Origin of the sequence: Streptomyces yaizuensis, from assembly GCF_034961445.1 — a bacterium.
Lineage (GTDB): Bacteria > Actinomycetota > Actinomycetes > Streptomycetales > Streptomycetaceae > Streptomyces > Streptomyces yaizuensis.
Genome location: NZ_BSBI01000002.1, coordinates 644,087 through 664,847, shown reverse-complemented (window position 1 = coordinate 664,847; position 20,761 = coordinate 644,087). Strand labels below are relative to the sequence as shown.

Below are 20,761 nucleotides of genomic sequence, written 5' to 3'. Positions count from 1 at the left end.
GTCCCCCTCGCTCATGCTCCGTGTCCCCGTCCCCGCCTCACAGCTCGACGCAGGTGCGCAGCGCTTCCCCGGTCCGCATCTGCTCCACCGCGTCGTTGATCCCGGCGAGCGGCACCCGATGGGTGATCAGCCCCGCGAGGTCGATCCGGCCCGCGCGCCACAGTTCGATGATCCGCCGGTACGAGGTGAGGGTGTCCCCGCCGCCGTAGAGGGAGGGCAGGATCCGCTTCTCGTCGAAGAACAGCTCGAACATGTTGAGCTGGAGGAAGTCGTCCATGGCGCCCGCGCCGACGATGCAGAGGGTGCCGCCGCGCCGGGTGGCCTCGTACGCGGCGCGCGCGGTGGCCGACTTGCCGACGACCTCGAAGACGTAGTCGAAGCCCTCGCGCCCGGTGATCCGCTCCTTGGCGTCGGCGAGCGCGTCCGGTGCGACGGCCTCGGTGGCGCCGAAGCGCAGGGCCGCCTCCCGGCGGGAGGCGACGGGGTCGACGGCGACGATCCGGGCGGCGCCCTTGAGCCGGGCGCCCTGGATGGCGGAGATGCCGACGCCGCCGCAGCCGATGACCGCGACCGTGGCCCCGGCGGCGACGTCGGCGGTGTTGACGGCGGCCCCGATCCCGGTGGTCACCCCGCAGCCGATGAGCGCGGCTATGTCGAAGGGCACGTCGTCGGGGATGGGCACCGCGCAGGCGGCGTCGACCACGATCTCCTCGGCGAAGGTGCCGGTGCCCGCGAAGCCGAAGACATCGCCGCCGGGGCGGCGGAAGTTGGGCGTGCCCGCCTGCCGGAATCCGGCCAGACAGAGCTGGGGCTGACCGCGCCGGCAGGAGGGGCAGCTGCCGCAGGCGGGCAGCCAGCAGATCAGGACCCGGTCCCCGGGCCGCAGGGAGGTCACGCCGTCGCCGACGTCGATGATCTCCCCCGCGCCCTCGTGGCCGGGGATGAACGGCGCGATTTGCGGGAGTACGCCGGTCATCGCGGAGATGTCGGAGTGGCACAGCCCGGTGGCACGGATGCGGACCTTCACCTTCCCCGGGCCAAATCCCACGGTCTCGACGTCGTCCAGGACCTCCAGCTTGGTCTGGCCTGTCTCGTGGAGTACGGCTGCGCGCACGGTGCGGCTCCTCTCATCGGCCCGTTCCTCGGTCCGTTCCTCGGTCCATTCATCGGTTCCGAACTGCTCCGAACCCCTGGCGCTCAGTCGTGCTCGACGACCGTGTCCGACAGCACCGGGGCATCCGCGCGCCCGGCCGCGCCGGCCGTCACCCGTACCGCGCCGTCCCCGGCCCACATCCGGATCCGCAGGGTCTCGCCCGGGAACACCACCCCGGCGAAACGGGCGGTGTACGAGCGGACCCGGGTCACGTCCCCGCCGAGCAGGGTGTCCACGACCGCCTTGAGGGTCATGCCGTACGAGCACAGCCCGTGCAGGATGGGCCGGTCGAACCCGGCGACGGCGGCGAAGGCGGGGTCCGCGTGGAGCGGGTTGAGATCGCCGGAGAGCCGGTAGAGCAGCGCCTGGTCCTCCCGGATGGTCCGTTCGACGCTCTTGTCGGGCTCCCCGGAGGGCGGTTCGGTACGGCCGGACGGGCCGCGTTCGCCGCCGAAGCCGCCCTCGCCCCGGACGAAGATCTGCGAGTCGCTGGTCCACAGCGGCCCGTCCGCGTCGGACACCTCGCCGCGCAGCACCAGGACCGCCGCCTTCCCCTTGTCGTGGACGGCGGCCACCCGCGAGGTGGCGGTGGCGGTGCCGCGCGCCGGGAGGGGCCGGTGGACGCGGACGGACTGGCCGCCGTGGAGGACGGACGCGAGGTCGATGTCGATGCCGGGCGCGGCGAGTCCCCCCATCAGGGCGCGGCCGCCGCCGGCGACGGTGGCGAAGCTGGGCAGCACCTGGAGCCGGGATTCCAGGGTGTAGCGCAGCTCGTCCGGGTCGGTGGCGGGGATTCCGGCGCCGATGCCGAGGTGGTAGAGCTGGACGTCCTTGTGCTCCCAGCTGATCTCCGTGGTGCGGGGCGGGGCGGCCAGCGCCCTGGCGGGGTCGATCGGCATCTCGGTGCACTGCTCCCTTGCTCGCGTCGACGGTGCGGGCTCTGTTCTGCGGTGCCGGTGCCGGGCCGGTGCCGGTGCCGGGCCGGTGCCGCCGCTGTCGCAGGGGCGCGGTGGAGCGGACCACGGACCGGTGCCAAAAGACCCCGGCACGGCCGTCCGCACCGTCGGCCGCGCCGAGGCCGCGCGGGACCGGCCCGGCGCCCGTTCTAGAACGCGTTCTAGGGTCGGCTGGGCTATGTATAACGCAGCCGTCCACACTTGTGAAGGCCGTCGGCACCGCCTCCGGCGGGCTCCGGATCGCACCCCGGGGGCATGCCCCGCCCCCTCGACGTCGACCCGTTCGCCCGCCATGTCGTCACCGGCGGACCGCCTGTGCCGCACCTACGATGTGCCCCGTGGCGGAGATCCCCGGGGAGCCCCGGGACCATCGGGTGGGCCTGGGTGTACGGCTGCTGATCGCCGAGGACGGGGGCGCGCTGCGCGGAGCGCTCGCCCTGCGGCTGGAACTCGCGGCCGGTTTCACGGTCGTCGCGCAGGTGGGCCGGGGCGACGAGGTGACCCCCACGGCCCTGGAGGTACGCCCCGACGTCGCGCTCCTCGACATCGAGCTTCCGGGGCTCGGCGGTCTCGACGCCGCCGCCGAACTGCGCCGCGAGGTCCCCGAGTGCCGGGTGCTGCTGCTGACGACCAGTGCCCGGCCGGGGTATCTGCCCAGGGCGCTGGCGGCCGGGGCGGCGGGGCTGCTGGTCAAGGACGGCCCGGTGGAGGAGTTGACGGACGCGGTGCGCCGGGTCCTCACCGGGGAGACGGTGGTCGACCCGGCGCTGGCGGCCGCCGCCCGGAGCGCGGGCCCGAGTCCGCTGTCGGCGCGGGAGCGCGAGGTCCTGGCGCTGGCGGCGGACGGGGAGTCCGCCGGGGCCGTCGCGAGGGCGCTGGACCTGCCGGAGTCGCTGGTACGGTCCGCGCTGGCCGCCGCCGTCGCCAAGACCGGCACCGGCGACCGTGCGGAGGCGGCGCGGACCGCCCGCGACCACGGCTGGCTGTGACGCCCCGCCGCGATCACCGGGTGAACACGGTCCGGATGAACGTTACTTCGCGTTACTTCGCGGGCCGGCGCGGCAGCCAGAGCAGGCTGAGCAGCGCCGCCGTCAGCATCAGCCCCGCCCCGGCCTGGAACGCCCGCGCGTACCCGGCCGTGAGGTCGGCGGCCCCCGTACCGCCGTCGGTACGGGCGGCGGCGACGGTGGAGAGCACGGCGAGGCCGACCGCGCCGCCCATCGTGCGGGAGGTGGTGATCAGACCGGCGACGAGTCCGGCGTCGCCCGGTGCCGCCCCCTCCGTGGCGACGGCGGCCAGCGGGGTCGCGGCGAGCCCGATGCCCGTCATCATCAGGATGCCGGGGCCGAGGATCGTGCCGAGGAAGGTGCCGTCGGCGGTCATCGTGGACTGCCAGGCGTAGCCGCAGGCGGCGATCAGCAGCCCGGCGGCGGCGACGGCGCGCGGCCCCGTCCGCGCCATCACCCAGGGCGCGAGGGTCGAGCCCAGGACGATGCTGATGGAGCTGGGGATCAGCGCCAGGCCGGCCTGGAGGGGCGAGTAGCCGAGCACGTTCTGCGCGTACACCGTCATGAAGAACCACATGGCGAACGAGGCCGAACCGCAGAGCAGCATCGTCACGTTGGCCGAGGCGACGGCGCGGGAGCGGAAGAGCTTCAGCGGGACGAGCGGGGCCCGGGTCCGCGCCTCGACCAGGACGAAGAGGGCCAGCAGGGCGACTCCGCCGAGCAGGGGCAGCAGCGTGGCGGCGGCGCCCCAGCCGGACTCCTCCGTCTCGACGACGCCGTAGGCGACGGCGGCGAGTCCGCCGGTCACCAGGACGGCGCCGGGGAGGTCCAGCCGGCGCCCCTCCGTCGTACGGTCGCGGCCGAGCCAGGCCACGGACGCCACCAGAACCAGGGCGCCGACGGGGACGTTGATGAGCAGCACCCAGCGCCAGGAGAGCAGATCGGTGAGGGCGCCGCCGACGAAGCCTCCGGCGGCGCCGCCCGCCGCGCCCACCGCCGACCAGGTGCCGATCGCCCGGGTGCGCGCGGGTCCCGGTGCGACGGCGGCGGTGACGATGGTGAGGGTCGCCGGGGCGAGGACGGCCGCGCCGAGGCCCTGTGCGGTACGGGCGGCGAGCAGCTGCCAGCCCTCCTGGGCGAGCCCGCCCGCGAGCGAGGCGGCGGTGAAGAGGCCGAGACCGGCGAGGAAGGTGCGTTTGCTGCCGAAGAGGTCGGCGGCCCGGCCGCCGAGGAGCATGAAGCCGGCGAACGCGATCGTGTAGGTGTTCAGCACCCACTGGAGTCCCGTCGTGGAGAGCCCGAGGTCCGTCCGCATGGAGGGGAGGGCCACGTTGACGACGGAGACGTCGAGGACGACGAGGAAGTGGCCGGCGCAGGCGGCGAGGAGCACGGCCCAGGCGCGGGCGGGGCGGGACGGCGGTCCGGGTATGAGGTCCTGATGGGCGCGGTGGGTCTCTGACGGGACGTGGGGCATGGGCGCCATGGTTCCAGCCACGCTCCGGTCCGTACATCCGGATCTTCTGGACATCGCGCGCATCCGGCCAGCTGGGGATGGGGATATGGATGGTCCGGGTCGTTACGGTCACCCGGAGAGCCTGGACGCCGGGGATCCGGACGCCGGGGATCCGGGCGCCGCCGCGCACGACCGTGCCGTACGCGCGCCTCGGCCCGTCGCCGCGCACGACCGTACCGGCCCGCCCGTGGCGCCCGGCCCGCCCGTCGCGCCCGGCCCGCCCGTCGCGCCCGGCCCTCCCGTCGCGCCCGGCCCTCCCTCAGGCGCGGAGCAGGGTCACCACCGCCGCCCCGCCCAGCCCGATGTTGTGCGCGAGCCCGGTCCGCGCGCCCGGTACCTGCCGGTCGCCGGCCTCGCCGCGCAGCTGCCAGACCACCTCGGCGACCTGGGCGAGGCCGGTGGCGCCCAGCGGATGCCCCTTGGAGATCAGTCCGCCCGACGGATTGACCACCCAGCGGCCGCCGTACGTCGTGGCCCCGCTCTCCACCAGTTCGCCGGAGGCCCCCTCCGGGCACATGCCGAGGGCTTCGTACGTCAGCAGCTCGTTGATGGAGAAGCAGTCGTGCAACTCCACGACGTCGACGTCCTCGATCCCGAGACCGGCGGCCTCGCAGGCGCCGCGGGCCGCGGCCCGGGACATCGGCAGGCCCACCACGTCGATGCAGGAACCGGAGGCGAAGGAGTCCCCGGTGTCCGTGGCCATGGCCTGCCCGGCGATCGCGACCGCCCGGGGCAGCGGTCCGCGCCGGGCGGCGAACCGCGCGGAGACGACGACGGCCGCCGCGGCGCCGTCCGACGTGGGCGAGCACTGGAGCCGGGTGAGCGGCCGGTGCACGGTGGGCGCGGCCAGGATCTCCGCCGCGCTCCACACCTGGCGGAACTGCGCACGCGGGTTGGCCGCCGAGTGGCGGTGGTTCTTGGCGGCGACGGCGGCGAGCTGGGCCTCGGTGGTGCCGTGGCGGGCCATGTGCTCACGGGCCGCGTTGCCGAAGATCTGCGCGGTGGGCGGGGTGGTCCCGAAGCCGTGCGCGGCGGCCATGACCCCGTAGTGGCGGGCCACGGGCGAGGCCGCGAGGTCGCCGCTGTCCGCGCCGCCGCCGAGGGGTCCCTTCCGCATCTTCTCGAAGCCGAGGGCGAGTACGCAGTCGGCGGCGCCGCCCTCGACGAGCTGGCGGGCCAGCATCAGGGCGGTGGCGCCGGTGGCGCAGTTGTTGCTGACGTTGTAGACGGGGATGCCGGTGAGGCCGAGTTCGTAGACCGCGCGCTGGCCGGCGGTCGAGGGCTGGAAGCAGTAGCCGACCGCGGCCTGCTCCACGTCCGCGTAGGAGATCCCGGCGTCGGCGAGTGCGGCTGCCCCGGCCTCCCCGGCCATCTCCCAGTACGGCCGGTCACGGGTCCCGGGCTTCTCGAACGCCGTCATGCCGACACCGGCGATCCAGCTCTCTGCCATGGCGCGCTCTCCTCCGGTCGCCTGGGCGGGCCGTACCGAGCGGCAGATTAGAACACGTTCCAGTCGGGCGGTAGGCCCAGGACACCACGGGCCGGGCGCAGCGCCGAAGCCGAGGCCAGGATCAGGGCCGGACGCCGCAGGCTCGCACCCGTACGGCACGATGGGCGCCCCGGACCCCACCCATGGCACCGCTGTCCCCGCTGACCACGCTGCCCCCGACGACCAGGAGGAACCCGATGCCGGCCACGACTGCGACACCCGGTCCCGCGACCCTCGCCGCCTTCGAGAGCGCCCAGGGCTTCATGCCCCGCGCCGAAGGTCTCGCGCTGTACGCGGCCGCGGTGGAGGCGGCGGCGCTCGGACTGCCCCTGCTGGAGGTGGGGACGTACTGCGGGCGCTCGACCATCCTGCTCGCCGACGCCGCGCGGGCCGCCGGGGTCACCGCCGTCACCGTCGACCACCACCGGGGCAGCGAGGAGCAGCAGGAGGGGTGGGAGTACCACGACCCCACGCTGGTGGACCCGGAGTGCGGCCGGATGGACACCCTGCCGAGGTTCCGCCGCACCCTGTTCCTGGCCGGTCTGGAGGAGCACGTGATCGCGGTGGTGGGCCGGTCGCCGCAGCTCGCCCGGGTGTGGGGGACCCCGCTCGGGCTCGTCTTCATCGACGGCGGGCACACCGACGAGCACGCGGGCGCCGACTACGAGGGCTGGGCGCCCCGGGTGGCGGACGGCGGGCTGCTGGTGATCCACGACGTCTTCCCGGACCCGGCCGACGGCGGGCAGGCGCCGTACCGGATCCATCAGCGCGCCCTCGCATCGGGCGCGTTCACGGAGGTCTCGGTGACGGACTCGCTGCGGGTGCTGCGCCGCACCGGTCCGGGGATCTGACGGGCGGCCGGGCGCACACGGCCCTCACACACCGCCAGGCAGACGGGGGTATCGGGCAGACGATAGATTCATTCCCGCGAACACGACGGGGAGCGTTCCCCGGCTCCGTGCCCGCTCACCGCCCACGGCGGCAGCGAACACCGCCCCGATGAGTCGACCTGCGAAGGACTTCATACGTGAACATCCGCTCCCTCACGAGAGGCGACGGCGTGGTGATCGGAGCAGCGGTACTGCTGTTCATCGCCTCGTTCCTGGATACGTGGGACATCAGCTGCAAGAGTGGCCAGGTCTGCCCCGATCTCGAATCACCGAACGCCTGGGGCAACGGTGCCCTGCTGCTCGGCGTCTATCTGGCGGGTGTCGTCGCCGCCGCGCTGATCGTGCTGGCGCGGCTGCTGCCCCGGCCGCCGAAGGTGCTCGGCATCGAGCCGGGCCAGCTCGGCACGGCGCTGACGCTCTTCGTGGCGTGGACCGCGCTGGGCGCGGTCTTCGACCCGGGCGGCTCGATGTTCGCGGAGATGCCGGACATGGGGGCCGCTTCCGGTCTGATCCTGGGCTTCGCCGCCGCGCTGCTGCTCGCCGCGGGCGCGGTCTGCTCGCAGCTGGTGCCGGCGTTCAAGGCCCCGCTGCTCGGGGCTCCGCGCCCGGCCGCGCCGACCCCGTACGGCGGTCAGCCGCAGGGCGGTTACGGCTACCCGGGTGCGGGTGCGCAGCCGTTCGGCGGCGGTCAGCCGCAGGGTGGTCAGCCCGGTCCCTCCGGTGCCTCGTCCTTCGGCGGGCAGCCTCCGGCGGCCGCGCCGGCGGCGGAGTTCGCGCCGTTCTGGTTCGCGGTGCCGGTGGCCCGTCCGCTGTACGCGGAGGACGGTTCGGCGGGTCAGATCGCCGAGCTGACGCCCGGTACCTGGTATCTCGCCGTCGAGCAGCGCGGTTCCGGGCTGGTCGCGCAGACCCAGGACGGCCGGCGTGGAGTGCTTCAGGACACGTCCGGAATTCAGCGCGGCTGACATCCGGCACGGCGGCCGCTGCCGCGGACGATGAGGATGAGGATGACCCCCGCCGGGGCCCGGCGGGGGTCATCGTCGTCAGGGCCCGGGCCTTTCAGGGTCCGGGGCTCTCGGTGTCCCCGAGGGGCCGGTGGGGGAATTCACGGCCGGATCAGCGGCCGAGTCGCTTGGCTATCTTCTTGCCGGCGGGGGACTCGTGCAGGGTCTTCCACAGCTTGGCGGAGCTGAGCGAGGTGTAGATACCGGGGCCGCCCTGGGCCGCGCAGCCGTCACCCCGGGAGACCACGCCGATCTGGATCGGGGTCTCCCGGTTCTTGATGGTGCGGAAGAGCGGGCCGCCGCTGTCGCCCCAGCAGGAGTCCTTGCCCTCCACGCCGGCACAGAGGTCGATGCCGGAGGTGTACGGGCCGGGCTCGCTCGCCGCCTCGCACTCGGCGTGCGACAGGATCGGCACCTTGACCTCGCGCAGCCGGTCGGTGGTCTCCGGCAGATCGGTGTCGGTGGCGCCCCATCCGGTGACGGTGGCGAGGGCGCCCGGCTTGATCAGGGCGTCCGTGCCCACGGTGGGGAGCTTCACCGGGACGATCCCCTGGACCGGCTTCGCGAAGTCGAGGTGGAGGAAGGCGAGGTCGTACGCCGGGTTCTTGGCGTACCGGGGGTGGACCGTGATCGCCTCCACATTGCGGATCTGCCCCTGCCGGGAGTTGGACAGGACGGTCCGGCCCACGGCGACCTGGATGCCCTTCGGATCCGCCCCCGCGACGCAGTGGGCGGCGGTCATGATGGTGAAGGCGTCGACGAGACTGCCGCCGCAGAAGTTCCGGCCCGCGGCGCTGCCCTTGCCCTTGCTCAGCAGGGCGGCCATGAAGGGGTACTTGTCGTTGGGGACGGCGCCGCCGCCGATGATGCGGGCGCCGGGGTTCTTCCGGGGTTCGGCGGCCTGGGCGCGGGCCTCGGCGCTCTGGCCGCCGGCGGGGCCGGCGGGACCCGCCTGGGCCGGGGCGGCCAGTGCGAGCAGCGACAGCGCGGCTGCGGCCGCCACCCCCGTGACGGCGGCACGGCCGGTGCGGCCCTGGAATACAGCACTTCTCATGGAATGTCGTCCGTTCCCGAAGAGAAAAGCCCGACGGACACCGGGCAATTCCGGCTGGTCAGGCCGGAATTACTGCCCAGCAAATCCTGCGAGCAATGGTCTCCTGGAAGCTAACAGCGCCCGGACGGGGGCGTCAAAGGTGATTCCGGAGAATGAATCAATTTCTCACCCGTCTCCTTTTGAAGGGTTTTTGCGGTCCATCGGGAAAGAGGGATTCCGGGGTGGGGCGGTTCATTCACTCGACATCGATTTCCGGCCATTCCGGAAAGTGACCACGGGGGATTGCAGCCCGGCGCCGCCCGACGTAACCTGACGCTTCGTCAGGATGCGGGCAGGGCGGCGCTGATCTGCGGAGGCGTGGACATGCGACTGGGAATCGCGCTCGGCTACTGGGGCCGCGGCCCCACCCCGGGGCAGCTCGACCTCGTCCGCAGCGCCGAACGCCTCGGCTACACCTCCGTCTGGACCGCCGAGTCCTGGGGCTCCGATGCCTTCACCCCGCTGACCTGGATCGCCGCGCACACCAGCCGGATCCGGCTGGGGACGGCCGTGGCCCAGATGGCGGCCCGCTCCCCCACCGCGACCGCCATGCACGCCCTCACCCTGGACCATCTCTCCGGTGGCCGGATGATGTTGGGCCTGGGGCTCTCCGGCCCCCAGGTGGTGGAGGGCTGGTACGGCCGGCCGTTCCCCGCGAGCCCGCTCACCGCCACCCGCGAATACGTGTCGGTGGTCCGGCAGGTGCTGCGCCGCGAGGGGCCGGTGACCCTGGACGGACGCTTCCACTCGCATCCGTACCGGGGCCCCGACGGCACCGGTCTCGGCCGCCCGCTCAGGTCGATCACCCATCCGCTGCGGGCCTCGCTGCCGGTGCTGCTGGGCGCGGAGGGGCCCCGGAACGTGGCACAGACGCTCCGGATCGCCGACGGCTGGCTGCCGCTGTACTGGTCCCCACTGCGGGCCGACGCGTACGGGCCCGCCCTCGGAGGTACGGGGACGGCCGCCCCGGAAGCAGCGGGAACGGGCGCACCCGGCGCGCTGCCCGACGGCTTCACGGTCGCGCCCCTGGTCCACGCCCGGGTCTGCGCCGACCCCGCCGAGGGGCTGCTGCCGGTGAAGCGGATGCTCGGCTTCTATATCGGCGGGATGGGCCACGCCACCCGGAACTTCCACGCGGACCTCATGGCACGCATGGGTTACGAGGAGGCGGCCCGGCGCATCCAGGGGCTGTTCGCCGAGGGGCGGCGCGCGGAGGCGGTGCGCGCCGTACCGGACTCGTTCGCGGACGAGATCTCGCTCGTGGGGCCGAGGGAGCGGATCGCCGAACGGCTGGCGCCGTGGCGGTCCGGGCCGGTGACGGATCTGCTGCTGACCGCCCCCGACCCGCTCACCCTGCGGACCCTGGCCGAACTGGCCCTCTGACCACCGGGCCCTTGATCAGCGGGCCCGGATCACCGCGCCCCGGATCAGGGGGCGGGGCAGCAGTCCGGGGCGAGACCGTGCGGCAGCCGCTCCCCGCCGAAGACCGCCGTGGTCGCCTCGTGCCCGCCGAGCGCGGCCACCGCGAGCAGCAGCGCCCCCGCCGTCCACGTGGTCAGCTCGCGCGGCCAGACGCCCCGTTCGCCGTCCTCGCCCTCGAAGACGTACCCCGTCCAGTACAGCCCGCCCGGCGCCCGCAGATGGCCGATGGCCTGGAGGATCTCCAGCGCCCGGTCGGACTCCCCGGTCGCCCACAGGGCCAGGGCCAGTTCACAGCTCTCGCCGCCGGTCACCCACGGGTTGGGGACCACGCAGCGGACGCCGAGGCCGGGGACGACGAAGTCCTCCCAGCGCTCCGCCAGCCGCGCGGTGGCCTCCGGCCCGGTCAGGGCGCCGCCGAGGACCGGGTAGTACCAGTCCATCGAGTAGCGGGACTTGTCGAGGAAGCGCTCGGGGTGGCGGCGGACGGCGTGGGCGAGCGCGCCGGCCGCCAGCTCCCAGTCGGGCTGGGGCTCCTCGCGTGCCTCCGCGATCGCCAGGGCGCAGCGCAGGGCGTGGTGGATCGAGGAGCTGCCGGTGAGGAGGGCGCCGTGCGCGGGGGTGCCGTCGGCGTCGCGCCGCCAGGCGATCTGCCCGCCGGGGAGCCGCAGCCGCAGCACGAACTCGACGGCCGCGTACACCGTCGGCCACATCCGGTCCAGGAAGGCGTCGTCGCCGGTGGCCAGGTAGTGGTGCCAGACGCCGACGGCCGTATAGGCGACGAAGTTCGACTCGCTGCCGAGGTCGGTGGGCCGGTCGGCGTCGCCGTCCTGGTACGCGGCGTACCAGGAGCCGTCCTCGTTCTGGTGGCGCCGCAGCCATGCGTACGCCTCGGCGGCGGCCTCGTGCTCCCCGGCCGCGTCGAGGGCCATGGCGGCCTCGGTGTGGTCCCAGGGGTCGAGGTGGTGGCCCCGGAACCAGGGGATGGCGCCGTCGGGCCGCTGTACGGCGCGGAGCGCGGCGACGGTCTCGGCCGCCTCCTCGGCGGTGAGGACCCCGGGCAGCACCAGGTGTTCGGTGCGCGGAGTGGTCACGCGCCGGCCCCGGGCAGCTGGGGCTTGGTCGCGTACGCCACGAAGCTCTTGCCGATGAGCGGGTTGAGCGCCCGTTCGGCGAGCCGGGTGGCCAGGGGCTTCTTCATGATGTCCCAGACGAGCAGTCGGTGGTACGCCTTGACCGGCAGGACCTGGTCGTTGTCGACGCCGAAGGCGCACTTGAGCCACCAGTAGGGGCTGTGCAGGGCGTGGGCGTGGTGGGTGCCGTAGGGGACGAGGCCGGCTTCCTCGATCCGGGTCAGCAGCTCGTCCGCCCGGTAGATGCGGATATGGCCGCCCTCGACCTCGTGGTAGGCGTCGCTGAGGGTCCAGCAGACCTTCTCGGGTCCGTAGCGGGGGACGGTGACGGCGATCCGGCCGCCGGGCCGCAGGACGCGCACCATCTCGGCGAGCACCCCCTTGTCGTCGTGGATGTGCTCCAGCACCTCGGAGACGATCACGACGTCGAAGGAGTCGTCGGGGAAGGGGAGGCTCAGCGCGTCGCCCTGCATCGCGGTGGCGGTGGCGCCCTCGGGGGCCTCACCGGCCTCCTTCATCGCGGCGAACCACTTGGCGACCTCGCGTATCTCGTCGCCGCTGCGGTCCAGGGCGACGACCCGGGCCCCGCGCCGGTAGCACTCGAAGGCGTGCCGGCCCGCGCCGCAGCCCAGATCGAGCACGCGGTCGCCCGCGGCGAGCGGGAAACGGGAGAAGTCGACGGTCAGCACGGGGGCCCACCTTCTGGGTCGTGGGTTCGGGGTGAAGGAGCGAGTCCGGGGAATCCGGGCGGGCCGGAGCATCGGGTGCGGAGGCGGGGAGCGCGGGCCGGGCCGGCGGGCCGGGGGTCCTGAGGTGTCAACGCGCCGCCCTGACCAGGGCGGCGCGGTACAGCTCCACCGTCCCCTGGGCGGCCTTCGCCCAGGTGAACCGTTCCAGCACCCGGCGGCGGCCCGCCGCGCCCAGCCGGGCGCGCAGACCGGGGTCGGCGAGGAGCCGGCCGAGGGCGAGGGCGAGGGCGCCCGCGTCCCCGGGCGGGACGGCCAGACAGGTCTCCCCGTCCGCGCCCGCGACCTCGGGGATCGCCCCGCCGGTGGTGGCGACCAGCGGCGTGCCGGTGGCCATGGCCTCGGCGGCGGGCAGCGAGAACCCCTCGTACAGGGAGGGCACACAGGCGATCTGCGCGCTGCGCACCAGATCGACCAGTTCCGTGTCGGATATGCCCTTGACGAACTCGACCGCGTCCGCGAGCCCGTACTTCTCGATGAGCCGGGCGACCGGCCCGTCGTCGGCGCGCCTGCCGACGACCACGAGATGGGCGTCCGGGTGCTCGGTCCGCAGCTTCGCCACCGCCTCGACCAGGTGGACGAGGCCCTTGAGCGGTACGTCGGCACTGGAGGTGGTGACGATCCGGCCGGGGACCTCGGCGATGGCCGGATCGGGCGAGAAGAGCGTGGTGTCGGCCCCTATGGGGACGACCTGGATCCGTTCGTCCCGGACGCCGAGATGGTCCACGATCTCCTCGCGGGAGGAGCCGGAGACGGTGAGCACGGAGGGCAGCCGGCGGGCGACCCGCTTCTGCATCCGGGTGAAGCCGTACCAGCGGCGCACGGAGGCGCGGCGCTTCCAGTCCGCGGCCGCGGCGAGGTCCAGCGCGCGGTCGACGGTGATGGGGTGGTGGACCGTGGTCACCAGGGGGGCGCCGAGGTCGCCGAGGAGCCCGTACCCGAGGGTCTGGTTGTCGTGGATGACGTCGAACGCCCCGCGCCGGGCCCGCAGATGGCGGCGGGCGCGCAGGGAGAAGGTCAGCGGCTCGGGGAAGCCGCCGGTCCACATGGTGGCGACCTCCAGCGCGTCGATCCAGTCGCGGTACTCGTCCCGCCGCGGGGTGCGGAAGGGGTCGGGCTGCCGGTAGAGGTCGAGGCTGGGCAGTTCGGTGAGGACGACGCCGCCGTCGAGTACGGGGTAGGGCTGGGCGCCGATGACCTCCACCCGGTGGCCGAGCGCGGCCAGTTCGCGGGAGAGGTGGCGGACGTAGACGCCCTGGCCGCCGCAGAAGGGGTTGCCCTTGTAGCTGAGGAGGGCGATCCGCAGGGGCCCGCCGGAGCCGGAGGGGGCGCCGTCACCGGAGCCGGAGGGGGCGCCCGAGGGGGCGCCGGTGCCGGGGTCGGTGCCGGGGTCGGAGAGGGTGCCGGGGTCGCTGTCGGTGCCCGCCCGGGAGTCCGTGCCGGGGCCCGCGTGAGGGCCGGTTCCGATGGCCTCAGCGGTCACTCGCGGCCCCCTTCTCACTGCGTTTCGGCGGAGCGTAACCGCTCGCGCTAATCTAGAACAAGTTTCAGCCTCGTCGTTCGAACGAGCTTTGAATCTACCGGCAGGTAGCCCCGCTGTAAGGGCGGGAACAGGTGATTCGTACCACGGCGGGCGCACTGCCATCCCGTTCGATCGCTCCGTGGCCGATACTCGCCCGGTAGCCGCACCGGACGCACACGGAACGGGGCGATCCACCTGTGACGGAACGGGACATATGACTGCCGAAGCCAAGCCGCGGGGGTCCGCTTCGACACCGCTGACGGAGCGCCAGGAGGCCCGTCGTCGGCGCATTCTGCACGCCAGTGCCCAGCTGGCGGCCCGGGGCGGCTTCGACGCCGTCCAGATGCGGGAGGTCGCCGAGTCCTCCGGGGTCGCGCTCGGCACGCTGTACCGCTACTTCCCGTCCAAGATCCATCTGCTGGTCGCCACCATGCAGGACCAGCTCCAGGGGATGCATCTGACCCTGCGCAAGCGGCCCCCGGCGGGCGCGGGCGCGGCCGAGCGGGTCGCGGAGACCCTGATGCGGGCGTTCCGCGCGCTCCAGCGCGAGCCGCATCTCGCCGACGCGATGGTCCGGGCGCTGACCTTCGCGGACCGGAGCGTCAGCCCCGAGGTGGACACCGTCTCCCGGCAGACGACCGCGATCATCCTGGACGCGATGGGGCTCGACCGGCCGACGCCCGAGCAGCTGTCGGCGGTGCGGGTGATCGAGCACACCTGGCACTCTGCCCTGATCACCTGGCTCTCGGGCCGGGCCTCGATCGCGCAGGTGAAGATAGACATCGAGACGGTGTGCCGGCTGATCGACCTGACGGCGTCGGCCGCGCCCCGGCAGCCGCCGGAGCGCTGAGCCGCCGGTAGGGCGTGAGGCGGGGTCACGGCGTGAGGCGGGTCAGTCCTCCGGTGGGAAGACCGCCTCGCCGCTGCCCAGCAGCGTGATGGTGATCGCCTCGACGGGGCAGTTCTCGGCCGCCTCCAGCAGGTGTTCCCCCGCGTCCGTCTCGGCGGCGGCCGGATGCGCCTGCCGGGCCTCGTCCAGCCGGAAGCCGCCCGGGGCGGACCCGACACACATCCCGGAGCCGATGCAGACGCCCCGGTCGACCTCGATACGCCAGCGGTCACCCATCAGCCGACTCCGTTGTCACTGCCGTCACTGCCATCACTGTTGTCACTGCCGTCTTCGCGGCCCTCACCGTGGCCCCCGCCCTCGTAGCCGGCGGGCAGATGGACCGTCTTCAGTTCAAGGTACGCGGCGTACCCCTCCGGGCCCATCTCCCGGCCCAGACCGGAGTTCTTGTATCCCCCGAACGGCCCGCGCATGTCGACGCTGAAGGTGTTGACGGAGTACGTGCCCGTCCTGATCCGGCGGGCGAAGCCGACGCCGCGCGCGGTGTCGGCGGTCCACACACTGCCGCTGAGCCCGTAGTCGGAGTCGTTCGCGATCCGTACGGCCTCCTCCTCGTCGTCGTACGGCAGCAGACAGACCACCGGGCCGAAGATCTCCTCGCGGGCGATCCGCATCCCGTTGTCGACGTCGCCGAAGAGGGTGGGCTCGACGTACCAGCCCTTCTCCCGGCCGGCCGGGCGGCCGCCGCCGGTGAGCAGCTTCGCCCCCTGGGAGCGGCCCAGCTCGATGTAGTCGAACGAACGCCGCTGCTGCCGCCTGGCCACCAGCGGCCCGACCTGGGTCGCCGGGTCCAGCGGATCGCCGACGGCGAGCCCCCGGGCCGCCTCGGTCAGGGCCTCGGCCACCTCCTCGTACCGGGTACGGGGGGCGAGCACCCGGGTCTGGGCCACGCACGCCTGCCCGTTGTTCATCCAGGCGGCGGGGACGATCCCGGCGACGGCGGTGGCCGGGTCGGCGTCGGGCAGGATCACGGCGGCGGACTTGCCGCCGAGTTCGAGGGTGACGCGGGTGAGGTGGCGGGCGGCGACCTCCATGACCCTGCGGCCCGCCGCGACGGAGCCCGTGAACGAGACCATGTCGACGCCGGGGTGGCCCACCAGGTACTCGCTGACCTCGCGGTCGGCGGGGAGGACGGAGAGCACGCCCTCGGGCAGCCCGGCCTCCTGGGCGATCTCCGCGAGGAGGTAGGAGTCGAGGGGCGCCTCGGGGGACGGTTTGAGGACGGCCGTGCAGCCCGCGAGCAGCGCGGGGGCGAGTTTGGCGGCCGCCGTGAACTGGGGCACGTTCCACGGGATGACGGCCGCGACGACGCCGACGGGCTCCCGGCGCACCAGGAGCGGGCCCAGTGACCCCGTACGCCGCTCCTCGTGGACGGTCTCGCGGGCGGCGGCGATGTACGCGTCCCAGACGAGTACCGGGCCGAGGCCCTGGGCAAGGACGCTCCAGGAGTACGGGGAGCCGTTCTGGGAGCTGATGAGGCGGGCGAACTCCTCGTGGCGGGCGGCCATCGCGTCCTTGATGCGGGTGGCGACGGCGATCCGCTCGGCCAGGGGGAGCCGGGGCCACGGGCCCTCGTCGAAGGCGCGGCGGGCGGCGGCGACCGCGCGGTCCACGTCGGCGCGGGAGGCGTGCGGGACCCGGCCGATGACCTCCTCGGAGTGCGGGGAGACGACATCGATGGTCGCGGTCGTGCGCGGATCGGTGAGCGGATCGGTGAGCTGCCCGCCGATGAACAGCTTTCCGTGTTCCACGAAGTCGGTCATGACGGCTGCCTCCTGCGGGCGGGGAGCTGTGCGGGGACTGCCTGTTTTCGGACGGCCTGTCTGTGCGGGGACCTGCCTGTTTTCGTACGGCCTGTTTTCGGACGGCCTGATGTTGTACGGCCTGATGTCGTACGGCCTGCCTCCGCGCGTAACCGCGTTCCACGGACGCATTTCTGACGGTCTTTCAGAACTGGATACCAGCTCTCGTTACCATGGGCAACGTTCCCGCCGCCGGAAGGCGGGGCCACGGCTGAGCGGCCGGGAAGGGGCGCGGGCGGCGATGGCGGAGGTCACCGATCACCGGGGCGGTGTCCGATCGATCAGAGTGCCCATCCCGGACAACCCGCTCGGCCACACCCTGGTGCACCTGCTCGACACCGGGGGCGGCCCGGTGCTCGTCGACACCGGCTGGGACGACCCGGACTCCTGGGACGTCCTCGTCACGGGGCTCGCGGCCGCCGGGGTCGGGATCGGGGAGGTCGCCGGGGTCGTCATCACCCACCACCACCCCGACCACCACGGGCTCTCCGGGCGGGTGCGGGAGGCGTCGGGGGCCTGGATCGCGATGCACGCCGCCGACGCCGCGCTGGTGCGCGGGACCCGGGAGCAGCCACCGCTGTACTGGTACGACTATCTCGCGGGACGGCTGGAACGCGACGGGGCGCCCGAGACGCACCTCGCGGTCCTGCGGGCCGCGCGGGCGGGGGCGCACGGCGACGGCGGCGGGGCGGCCGGCACCCCGCCGGCCCTGCCCGCCCTGCCCGACCGTGAGATCGTCCCGGGCGAACTGCTGGACCTCCCCGGGCGGCGGCTGCGCGCGATCTGGACGCCCGGCCACACCCCGGGCCATGTCTGCCTGCATCTGGAGGAGGAGCATCCGGCCGGGCTCGCGGGGCGCGGACGGCTCTTCTCCGGCGACCATCTGCTGCCGGGGATCAGCCCGCACATCGGCCTGTACGAGAGCCCCGACGAGAGGGCGGCGGGCGTCCTGGACCCCCTCGGGGACTACCTCGCCTCGCTGGAGCGGGTGGCCCGGCTGGGGGTGGCCGAGGTGCTGCCCGCCCATCAGCACGCCTTCACCGGGGCCGGCGGCCGGGTACGGGAGCTGCTGGCCCACCACGAGGGGCGGCTGCGCGGGCTGCTGGACCTGCTGACGCGGCCGCTGACCGTCTGGGAGGCGGCGGAGCGGATGGTGTGGAACCGGCCCTGGGAGCGGATCCCGTTCGACTCCCGGAACATCGCGCTGGCGGAGGCGGAGGCGCATCTGCGGCGGCTGGTGCGGCAGGGGCGGGCGGAGGCGCTGCCGGGGACGCCGGTGCGGTATCTCGCGGTCTGAGCGCGGCCTGAGCACGGTCCGAGCGCGGTCCGAGCGCGGCCTGAGCGCGGTCCGGGGGCCGGGGTCTGCGGCGGTTCGGGTTCCCGGGGTCCGGGACTGCGCTGCGGAAGCGGGGGCTCACCTTCCGGATATCGGCCCGGCCCCCGTACAGTGGGCAGGTCGTCATCACGCCCGTACGGGGGAAAGCCGGTGGAAATCCGGCGCTGACCCGCAACCGTGAGCCGCAGGCGGGACCCGACCGGGACCCGGGAGCGGCGAGCCGGAACGCCCCGTACGCGCTCATGGACGGCTCACGTCACCGGCGGACCGCCGGTGCAGGCACCGTCGAGGAATACGGGGCCGGAGCCAGGCACCCGCGCGTGCCCGTGCCCGGCTCCCGCAGGAGAGGCACGTCCCCGCTCATGACCACCGCACGCCGTCGCGGCACCGCCGCGCTCGCCGTATCCGCCGTCCTGGGCACCGCCCTCGTCACCGCCGCCGCGCCCGCCGCGCTCGCGGCCACCACGCCCTCCCCGTCGGCGGTGCTGCCCGCCGGCCTGTACGGGACGGGCGACCCCACGTACGACGGCGTCTGGCGGCAGTCGCTGGCGCTGCTCGCGCAGGACACCGCCGGGGTGCGGCCCGCGCGGCAGGCGGTGGACTGGCTCACCGCGCAGAGCTGCGCGAACGGCGCGTACCCCGCGTACCGCACGGACACCACCGGCGACTGTGGCCCGAAGTCGCTGCCCGACACCAACGCCACGGCGGCGGCCGTGCAGGCGCTGGCCGCGCTCGGCGGGCGGGAATCAGCCGTCGAGAAGTCCGTGACCTGGCTGAAATCCGTCCAGAACGCGGACGGCGGCTGGAGCTACAACCCGGGCGGCGCCAGCGACGCCAACTCGACCTCGCTGGTGATCGGCGCGCTCGCGGCGGCGGGCGAGCGGCCCGACGGGGCCCGGTCCGAGGGCGGGAAGTCGCCGTACGACGCGCTGCTGACGTTCGCGCGGCCGTGCGACGACCGGGAGCACGCCGGGGCCTTCGTCTACCAGCCGGAGCAGCCGGGGATCGTCGGCGACTCGACCGCGGCGGCCGTGACGGCGGCGGCGGGCAAGGGCCTGGTGGTGGCCCCGGACACGAAGAGCGCGAAGACCGGCACGGAGGCCGCAGGGAAGGCCGCAGGGTGCGGCCCGGCGAAGACGCTGGCGGAGGCGGCCGGAAACGGCGCCGGATATCTCGCGGCGGCGCTCGCGAAGACCGGGCAGCTGCTCCAGCCGCCGCTGCCGGGCTCCTCCGACCCCGAGCCCAAGCCCGACTTCGGCACCACGGCGGACGCGGTGGTCGCGCTGGCCGCGCAGGGCCGCGCGGCGGACGCGCGAAAGGCGCTGACCGGCCTGGAGCGGGACGCCTCGGGCTGGGCGAAGGAGTCGGGCCCCGCCGCGTACGCGCAGCTCGTCCTGGCCGCGCACGCGATGGGTGGGGACCCGCGCGACTTCGGCGGCACGGACCTGGTGGCGGCCCTGAACGCGACCGGCCCCGAGCCGGAGCGGGCTTCCGCCGCCACCGGTAAGGCCGACGATTCCGGCTCGGGGGCCGGTACGTGGTGGTTCGCGGGCGCGCTGCTCGCGGCGGCCGCCGGCGTGGGCTTCCTCTTCACCGGCCGCCGCAGGAACCGCTCATGAGCCGCGCCGCCCGCACGGGTGCCGCGCGCGCCCTGGGGGCCGTCCTCGCGCTCACGGCCGCGCTGGGGCTCCTCGGCGCGGGACCGGCACAGGCGGCCGGGTACCGGTACTGGTCGTTCTGGCAGACCGACGGGGGCGGCTGGGCGTACGCGACGGAGGGCCCGGCGACCCACCGGCCCGACGACGGCTCCGTGGTCGGGTTCCGCTTCGCGGTGAGCGAGAACAGCGCGGACTCGGCGCGGCCCCGGCAGACGCCCGGCTTCGGCGCGGTCTGCGGGACCACGGCGGAGAAGTCCGGTGCCAAGCGGGTCGCCCTCGTCATCGACCCGGGCACCGCCGCCGACGCCCCCTCCGGCGAGACACCGCCGCAGGCGCGGACGGCCTGCGCCAGCGTCCCGTCGTCGGCGACGACGGCGGACGCCCTCGCGTCGGTCGCGAAGCCGCTGCGCTACAACGGTCAGGCGCTGCTCTGCGCCATCTCCGGCTATCCGCGCACGGGCTGCGGCGACCAGGTCGGCACGGAGAAGGGCGCGGAGAAGGGCGCGGAGAAGGCCTCCCCGACCGCGAGCGACGACACCGACTCGGGCGGCCCCTCCCTGGGCGTGCTCCTCGGCGCCGCCGCGATCGCCGCGCTGGGCGCGGCGGCCCTGTGGCAGTCCCGCCGCCGCCGATGACTCCCCCGCCCCCCTCCGCCACCGCCCCCGGCGACCCGGGGCCGGTCGGCGTACCCACGGGGGGCGACCACCCGGACGCCCACGGCATGGGCGGAGAGGGGACCCCGGCAACCCCCGCACGGGCGCCCCGCGACACTCCGCCTCCCCCGCTGGCCGCACCGCAGGATCCGGCCACCGGCTCCCCGCAGCCGGACGGGCACCCCGCCCCCACCCGGACGGCGGACCCGGGTCTCGACCTGCGAACCGCGTCCGGGGCCACGCCCGCACGGACAGCGGACCCCGCACCGCAGGAACCGGCCACCCCACCGACCCACCCCGAAGCGGCCACCGGCTCCCCCCAGCCGGAGGAGCGGCCCGCCCCCACCCGGACGACAGACGCGGACCGCGCACCGACAACCGCCCCCGGGGCCACCCCCACCAGGACACGCCCGCATACCCCGCACCCGGCGGCGACATCACGCCCCACGGCCACCGTCCCGGCCCCATCGCACCTAGGCC

Annotated in this window: 18 protein-coding genes; 8 read left to right on the top strand and 10 right to left on the bottom strand. The window is 74.4% G+C overall.

Annotation, left to right across the window (positions count from 1 at the left end; all coding sequences use genetic code 11):
• Positions 1-37: 37 nt before the first annotated feature.
• Positions 38-1,114, bottom strand: a complete 1,077-nt coding sequence (locus SYYSPA8_RS06705) for a Zn-dependent alcohol dehydrogenase (RefSeq protein WP_323446016.1) — start codon at positions 1,112-1,114, stop codon at positions 38-40.
• An 83-nt stretch (positions 1,115-1,197) separates the two neighbouring features.
• Positions 1,198-2,052 (bottom strand): MaoC/PaaZ C-terminal domain-containing protein, encoded by an 855-nt coding sequence (locus SYYSPA8_RS06700; protein WP_323446015.1) that lies wholly within the window; start codon positions 2,050-2,052, stop codon positions 1,198-1,200.
• A gap of 386 nt (positions 2,053-2,438) precedes the next feature.
• Between SYYSPA8_RS06700 and SYYSPA8_RS06695 the strand changes: the two genes are divergently transcribed.
• On the top strand, positions 2,439-3,098 hold the full coding sequence (locus SYYSPA8_RS06695; RefSeq protein WP_407705917.1) for a response regulator: 660 nt from the start codon (positions 2,439-2,441) through the stop codon (positions 3,096-3,098).
• 52 nt (positions 3,099-3,150) lie between these two features.
• Here SYYSPA8_RS06695 and SYYSPA8_RS06690 read toward each other — a convergent pair whose 3' ends face one another.
• Together SYYSPA8_RS06690 and SYYSPA8_RS06685 are read right to left on the bottom strand one after the other, a co-directional pair.
• Positions 3,151-4,599, bottom strand: a complete 1,449-nt coding sequence (locus tag SYYSPA8_RS06690) for an MFS transporter (RefSeq protein WP_323446331.1) — start codon at positions 4,597-4,599, stop codon at positions 3,151-3,153.
• A gap of 289 nt (positions 4,600-4,888) precedes the next feature.
• Positions 4,889-6,079, bottom strand: coding sequence for a thiolase C-terminal domain-containing protein (locus tag SYYSPA8_RS06685; RefSeq protein WP_323446014.1), 1,191 nt, complete (start codon positions 6,077-6,079; stop codon positions 4,889-4,891).
• 236 nt (positions 6,080-6,315) lie between these two features.
• Between SYYSPA8_RS06685 and SYYSPA8_RS06680 the strand changes: the two genes are divergently transcribed.
• A complete protein-coding gene (locus SYYSPA8_RS06680) occupies positions 6,316-6,969 on the top strand; it encodes a class I SAM-dependent methyltransferase (protein ID WP_323446013.1) in 654 nt (217 codons plus the stop codon).
• A 176-nt stretch (positions 6,970-7,145) separates the two neighbouring features.
• Entirely contained in the window at positions 7,146-7,973 is an 828-nt protein-coding gene (locus tag SYYSPA8_RS06675) for a hypothetical protein (RefSeq protein WP_323446012.1), read from the top strand.
• 151 nt (positions 7,974-8,124) lie between these two features.
• Here SYYSPA8_RS06675 and SYYSPA8_RS06670 read toward each other — a convergent pair whose 3' ends face one another.
• Positions 8,125-9,066, bottom strand: coding sequence for a S1 family serine peptidase (locus SYYSPA8_RS06670; RefSeq protein WP_323446011.1), 942 nt, complete (start codon positions 9,064-9,066; stop codon positions 8,125-8,127).
• 363 nt (positions 9,067-9,429) lie between these two features.
• Here SYYSPA8_RS06670 and SYYSPA8_RS06665 point away from each other — a divergent pair, with 363 nt between their 5' ends.
• On the top strand, positions 9,430-10,488 hold the full coding sequence (locus tag SYYSPA8_RS06665; protein ID WP_323446010.1) for an LLM class F420-dependent oxidoreductase: 1,059 nt from the start codon (positions 9,430-9,432) through the stop codon (positions 10,486-10,488).
• 44 nt (positions 10,489-10,532) lie between these two features.
• On the opposite strand, the gene SYYSPA8_RS06660 is transcribed toward SYYSPA8_RS06665, so the two are convergent.
• The 3 genes from SYYSPA8_RS06660 to SYYSPA8_RS06650 all read right to left on the bottom strand — a co-directional run bounded on the left by SYYSPA8_RS06660 (position 10,533) and on the right by SYYSPA8_RS06650 (position 13,886).
• Positions 10,533-11,618, bottom strand: coding sequence for a prenyltransferase (locus tag SYYSPA8_RS06660; protein WP_323446009.1), 1,086 nt, complete (start codon positions 11,616-11,618; stop codon positions 10,533-10,535).
• Positions 11,615-12,346, bottom strand: a complete 732-nt coding sequence (locus SYYSPA8_RS06655; RefSeq protein WP_323446008.1) for a class I SAM-dependent methyltransferase — start codon at positions 12,344-12,346, stop codon at positions 11,615-11,617. Before SYYSPA8_RS06655 ends, SYYSPA8_RS06660 begins: the two co-directional genes overlap by 4 nt.
• Positions 12,347-12,473: 127 nt before the next feature.
• A complete protein-coding gene (locus SYYSPA8_RS06650) occupies positions 12,474-13,886 on the bottom strand; it encodes a glycosyltransferase family 4 protein (RefSeq protein WP_323446007.1) in 1,413 nt (470 codons plus the stop codon).
• 253 nt (positions 13,887-14,139) lie between these two features.
• On the opposite strand from SYYSPA8_RS06650, the gene SYYSPA8_RS06645 reads away from it, so the two are divergent.
• Complete coding sequence (locus SYYSPA8_RS06645; protein WP_323446006.1) at positions 14,140-14,775, top strand: TetR family transcriptional regulator; 636 nt, start codon at positions 14,140-14,142, stop codon at positions 14,773-14,775.
• 42 nt (positions 14,776-14,817) lie between these two features.
• On the opposite strand, the gene SYYSPA8_RS06640 is transcribed toward SYYSPA8_RS06645, so the two are convergent.
• Together SYYSPA8_RS06640 and SYYSPA8_RS06635 are read right to left on the bottom strand one after the other, a co-directional pair.
• Positions 14,818-15,051 carry a ferredoxin gene (locus SYYSPA8_RS06640; RefSeq protein ID WP_323446005.1) on the bottom strand — a complete coding sequence of 78 codons (234 nt, stop codon included), beginning with the start codon at positions 15,049-15,051 and terminating at the stop codon, positions 14,818-14,820.
• Positions 15,051-16,595: an aldehyde dehydrogenase gene (locus SYYSPA8_RS06635; RefSeq protein WP_323446004.1), complete on the bottom strand. Its 1,545-nt coding sequence runs from the start codon at positions 16,593-16,595 to the stop codon at positions 15,051-15,053. Before SYYSPA8_RS06635 ends, SYYSPA8_RS06640 begins: the two co-directional genes overlap by 1 nt.
• 280 nt (positions 16,596-16,875) lie before the next feature.
• Between SYYSPA8_RS06635 and SYYSPA8_RS06630 the strand changes: the two genes are divergently transcribed.
• The 3 genes from SYYSPA8_RS06630 (at position 16,876) to SYYSPA8_RS06620 (ending at position 20,263) form a co-directional block, all read left to right on the top strand.
• Positions 16,876-17,931 (top strand): MBL fold metallo-hydrolase, encoded by a 1,056-nt coding sequence (locus SYYSPA8_RS06630; protein ID WP_323446003.1) that lies wholly within the window; start codon positions 16,876-16,878, stop codon positions 17,929-17,931.
• A 401-nt stretch (positions 17,932-18,332) separates the two neighbouring features.
• Positions 18,333-19,589 (top strand): prenyltransferase/squalene oxidase repeat-containing protein, encoded by a 1,257-nt coding sequence (locus SYYSPA8_RS06625; RefSeq protein WP_323446002.1) that lies wholly within the window; start codon positions 18,333-18,335, stop codon positions 19,587-19,589.
• Positions 19,586-20,263 carry an SCO2322 family protein gene (locus SYYSPA8_RS06620; RefSeq protein ID WP_323446001.1) on the top strand — a complete coding sequence of 226 codons (678 nt, stop codon included), beginning with the start codon at positions 19,586-19,588 and terminating at the stop codon, positions 20,261-20,263. The genes SYYSPA8_RS06625 and SYYSPA8_RS06620 overlap by 4 nt, the downstream gene beginning before the upstream one ends.
• The last annotated feature ends 498 nt before the right edge of the window (positions 20,264-20,761 follow it).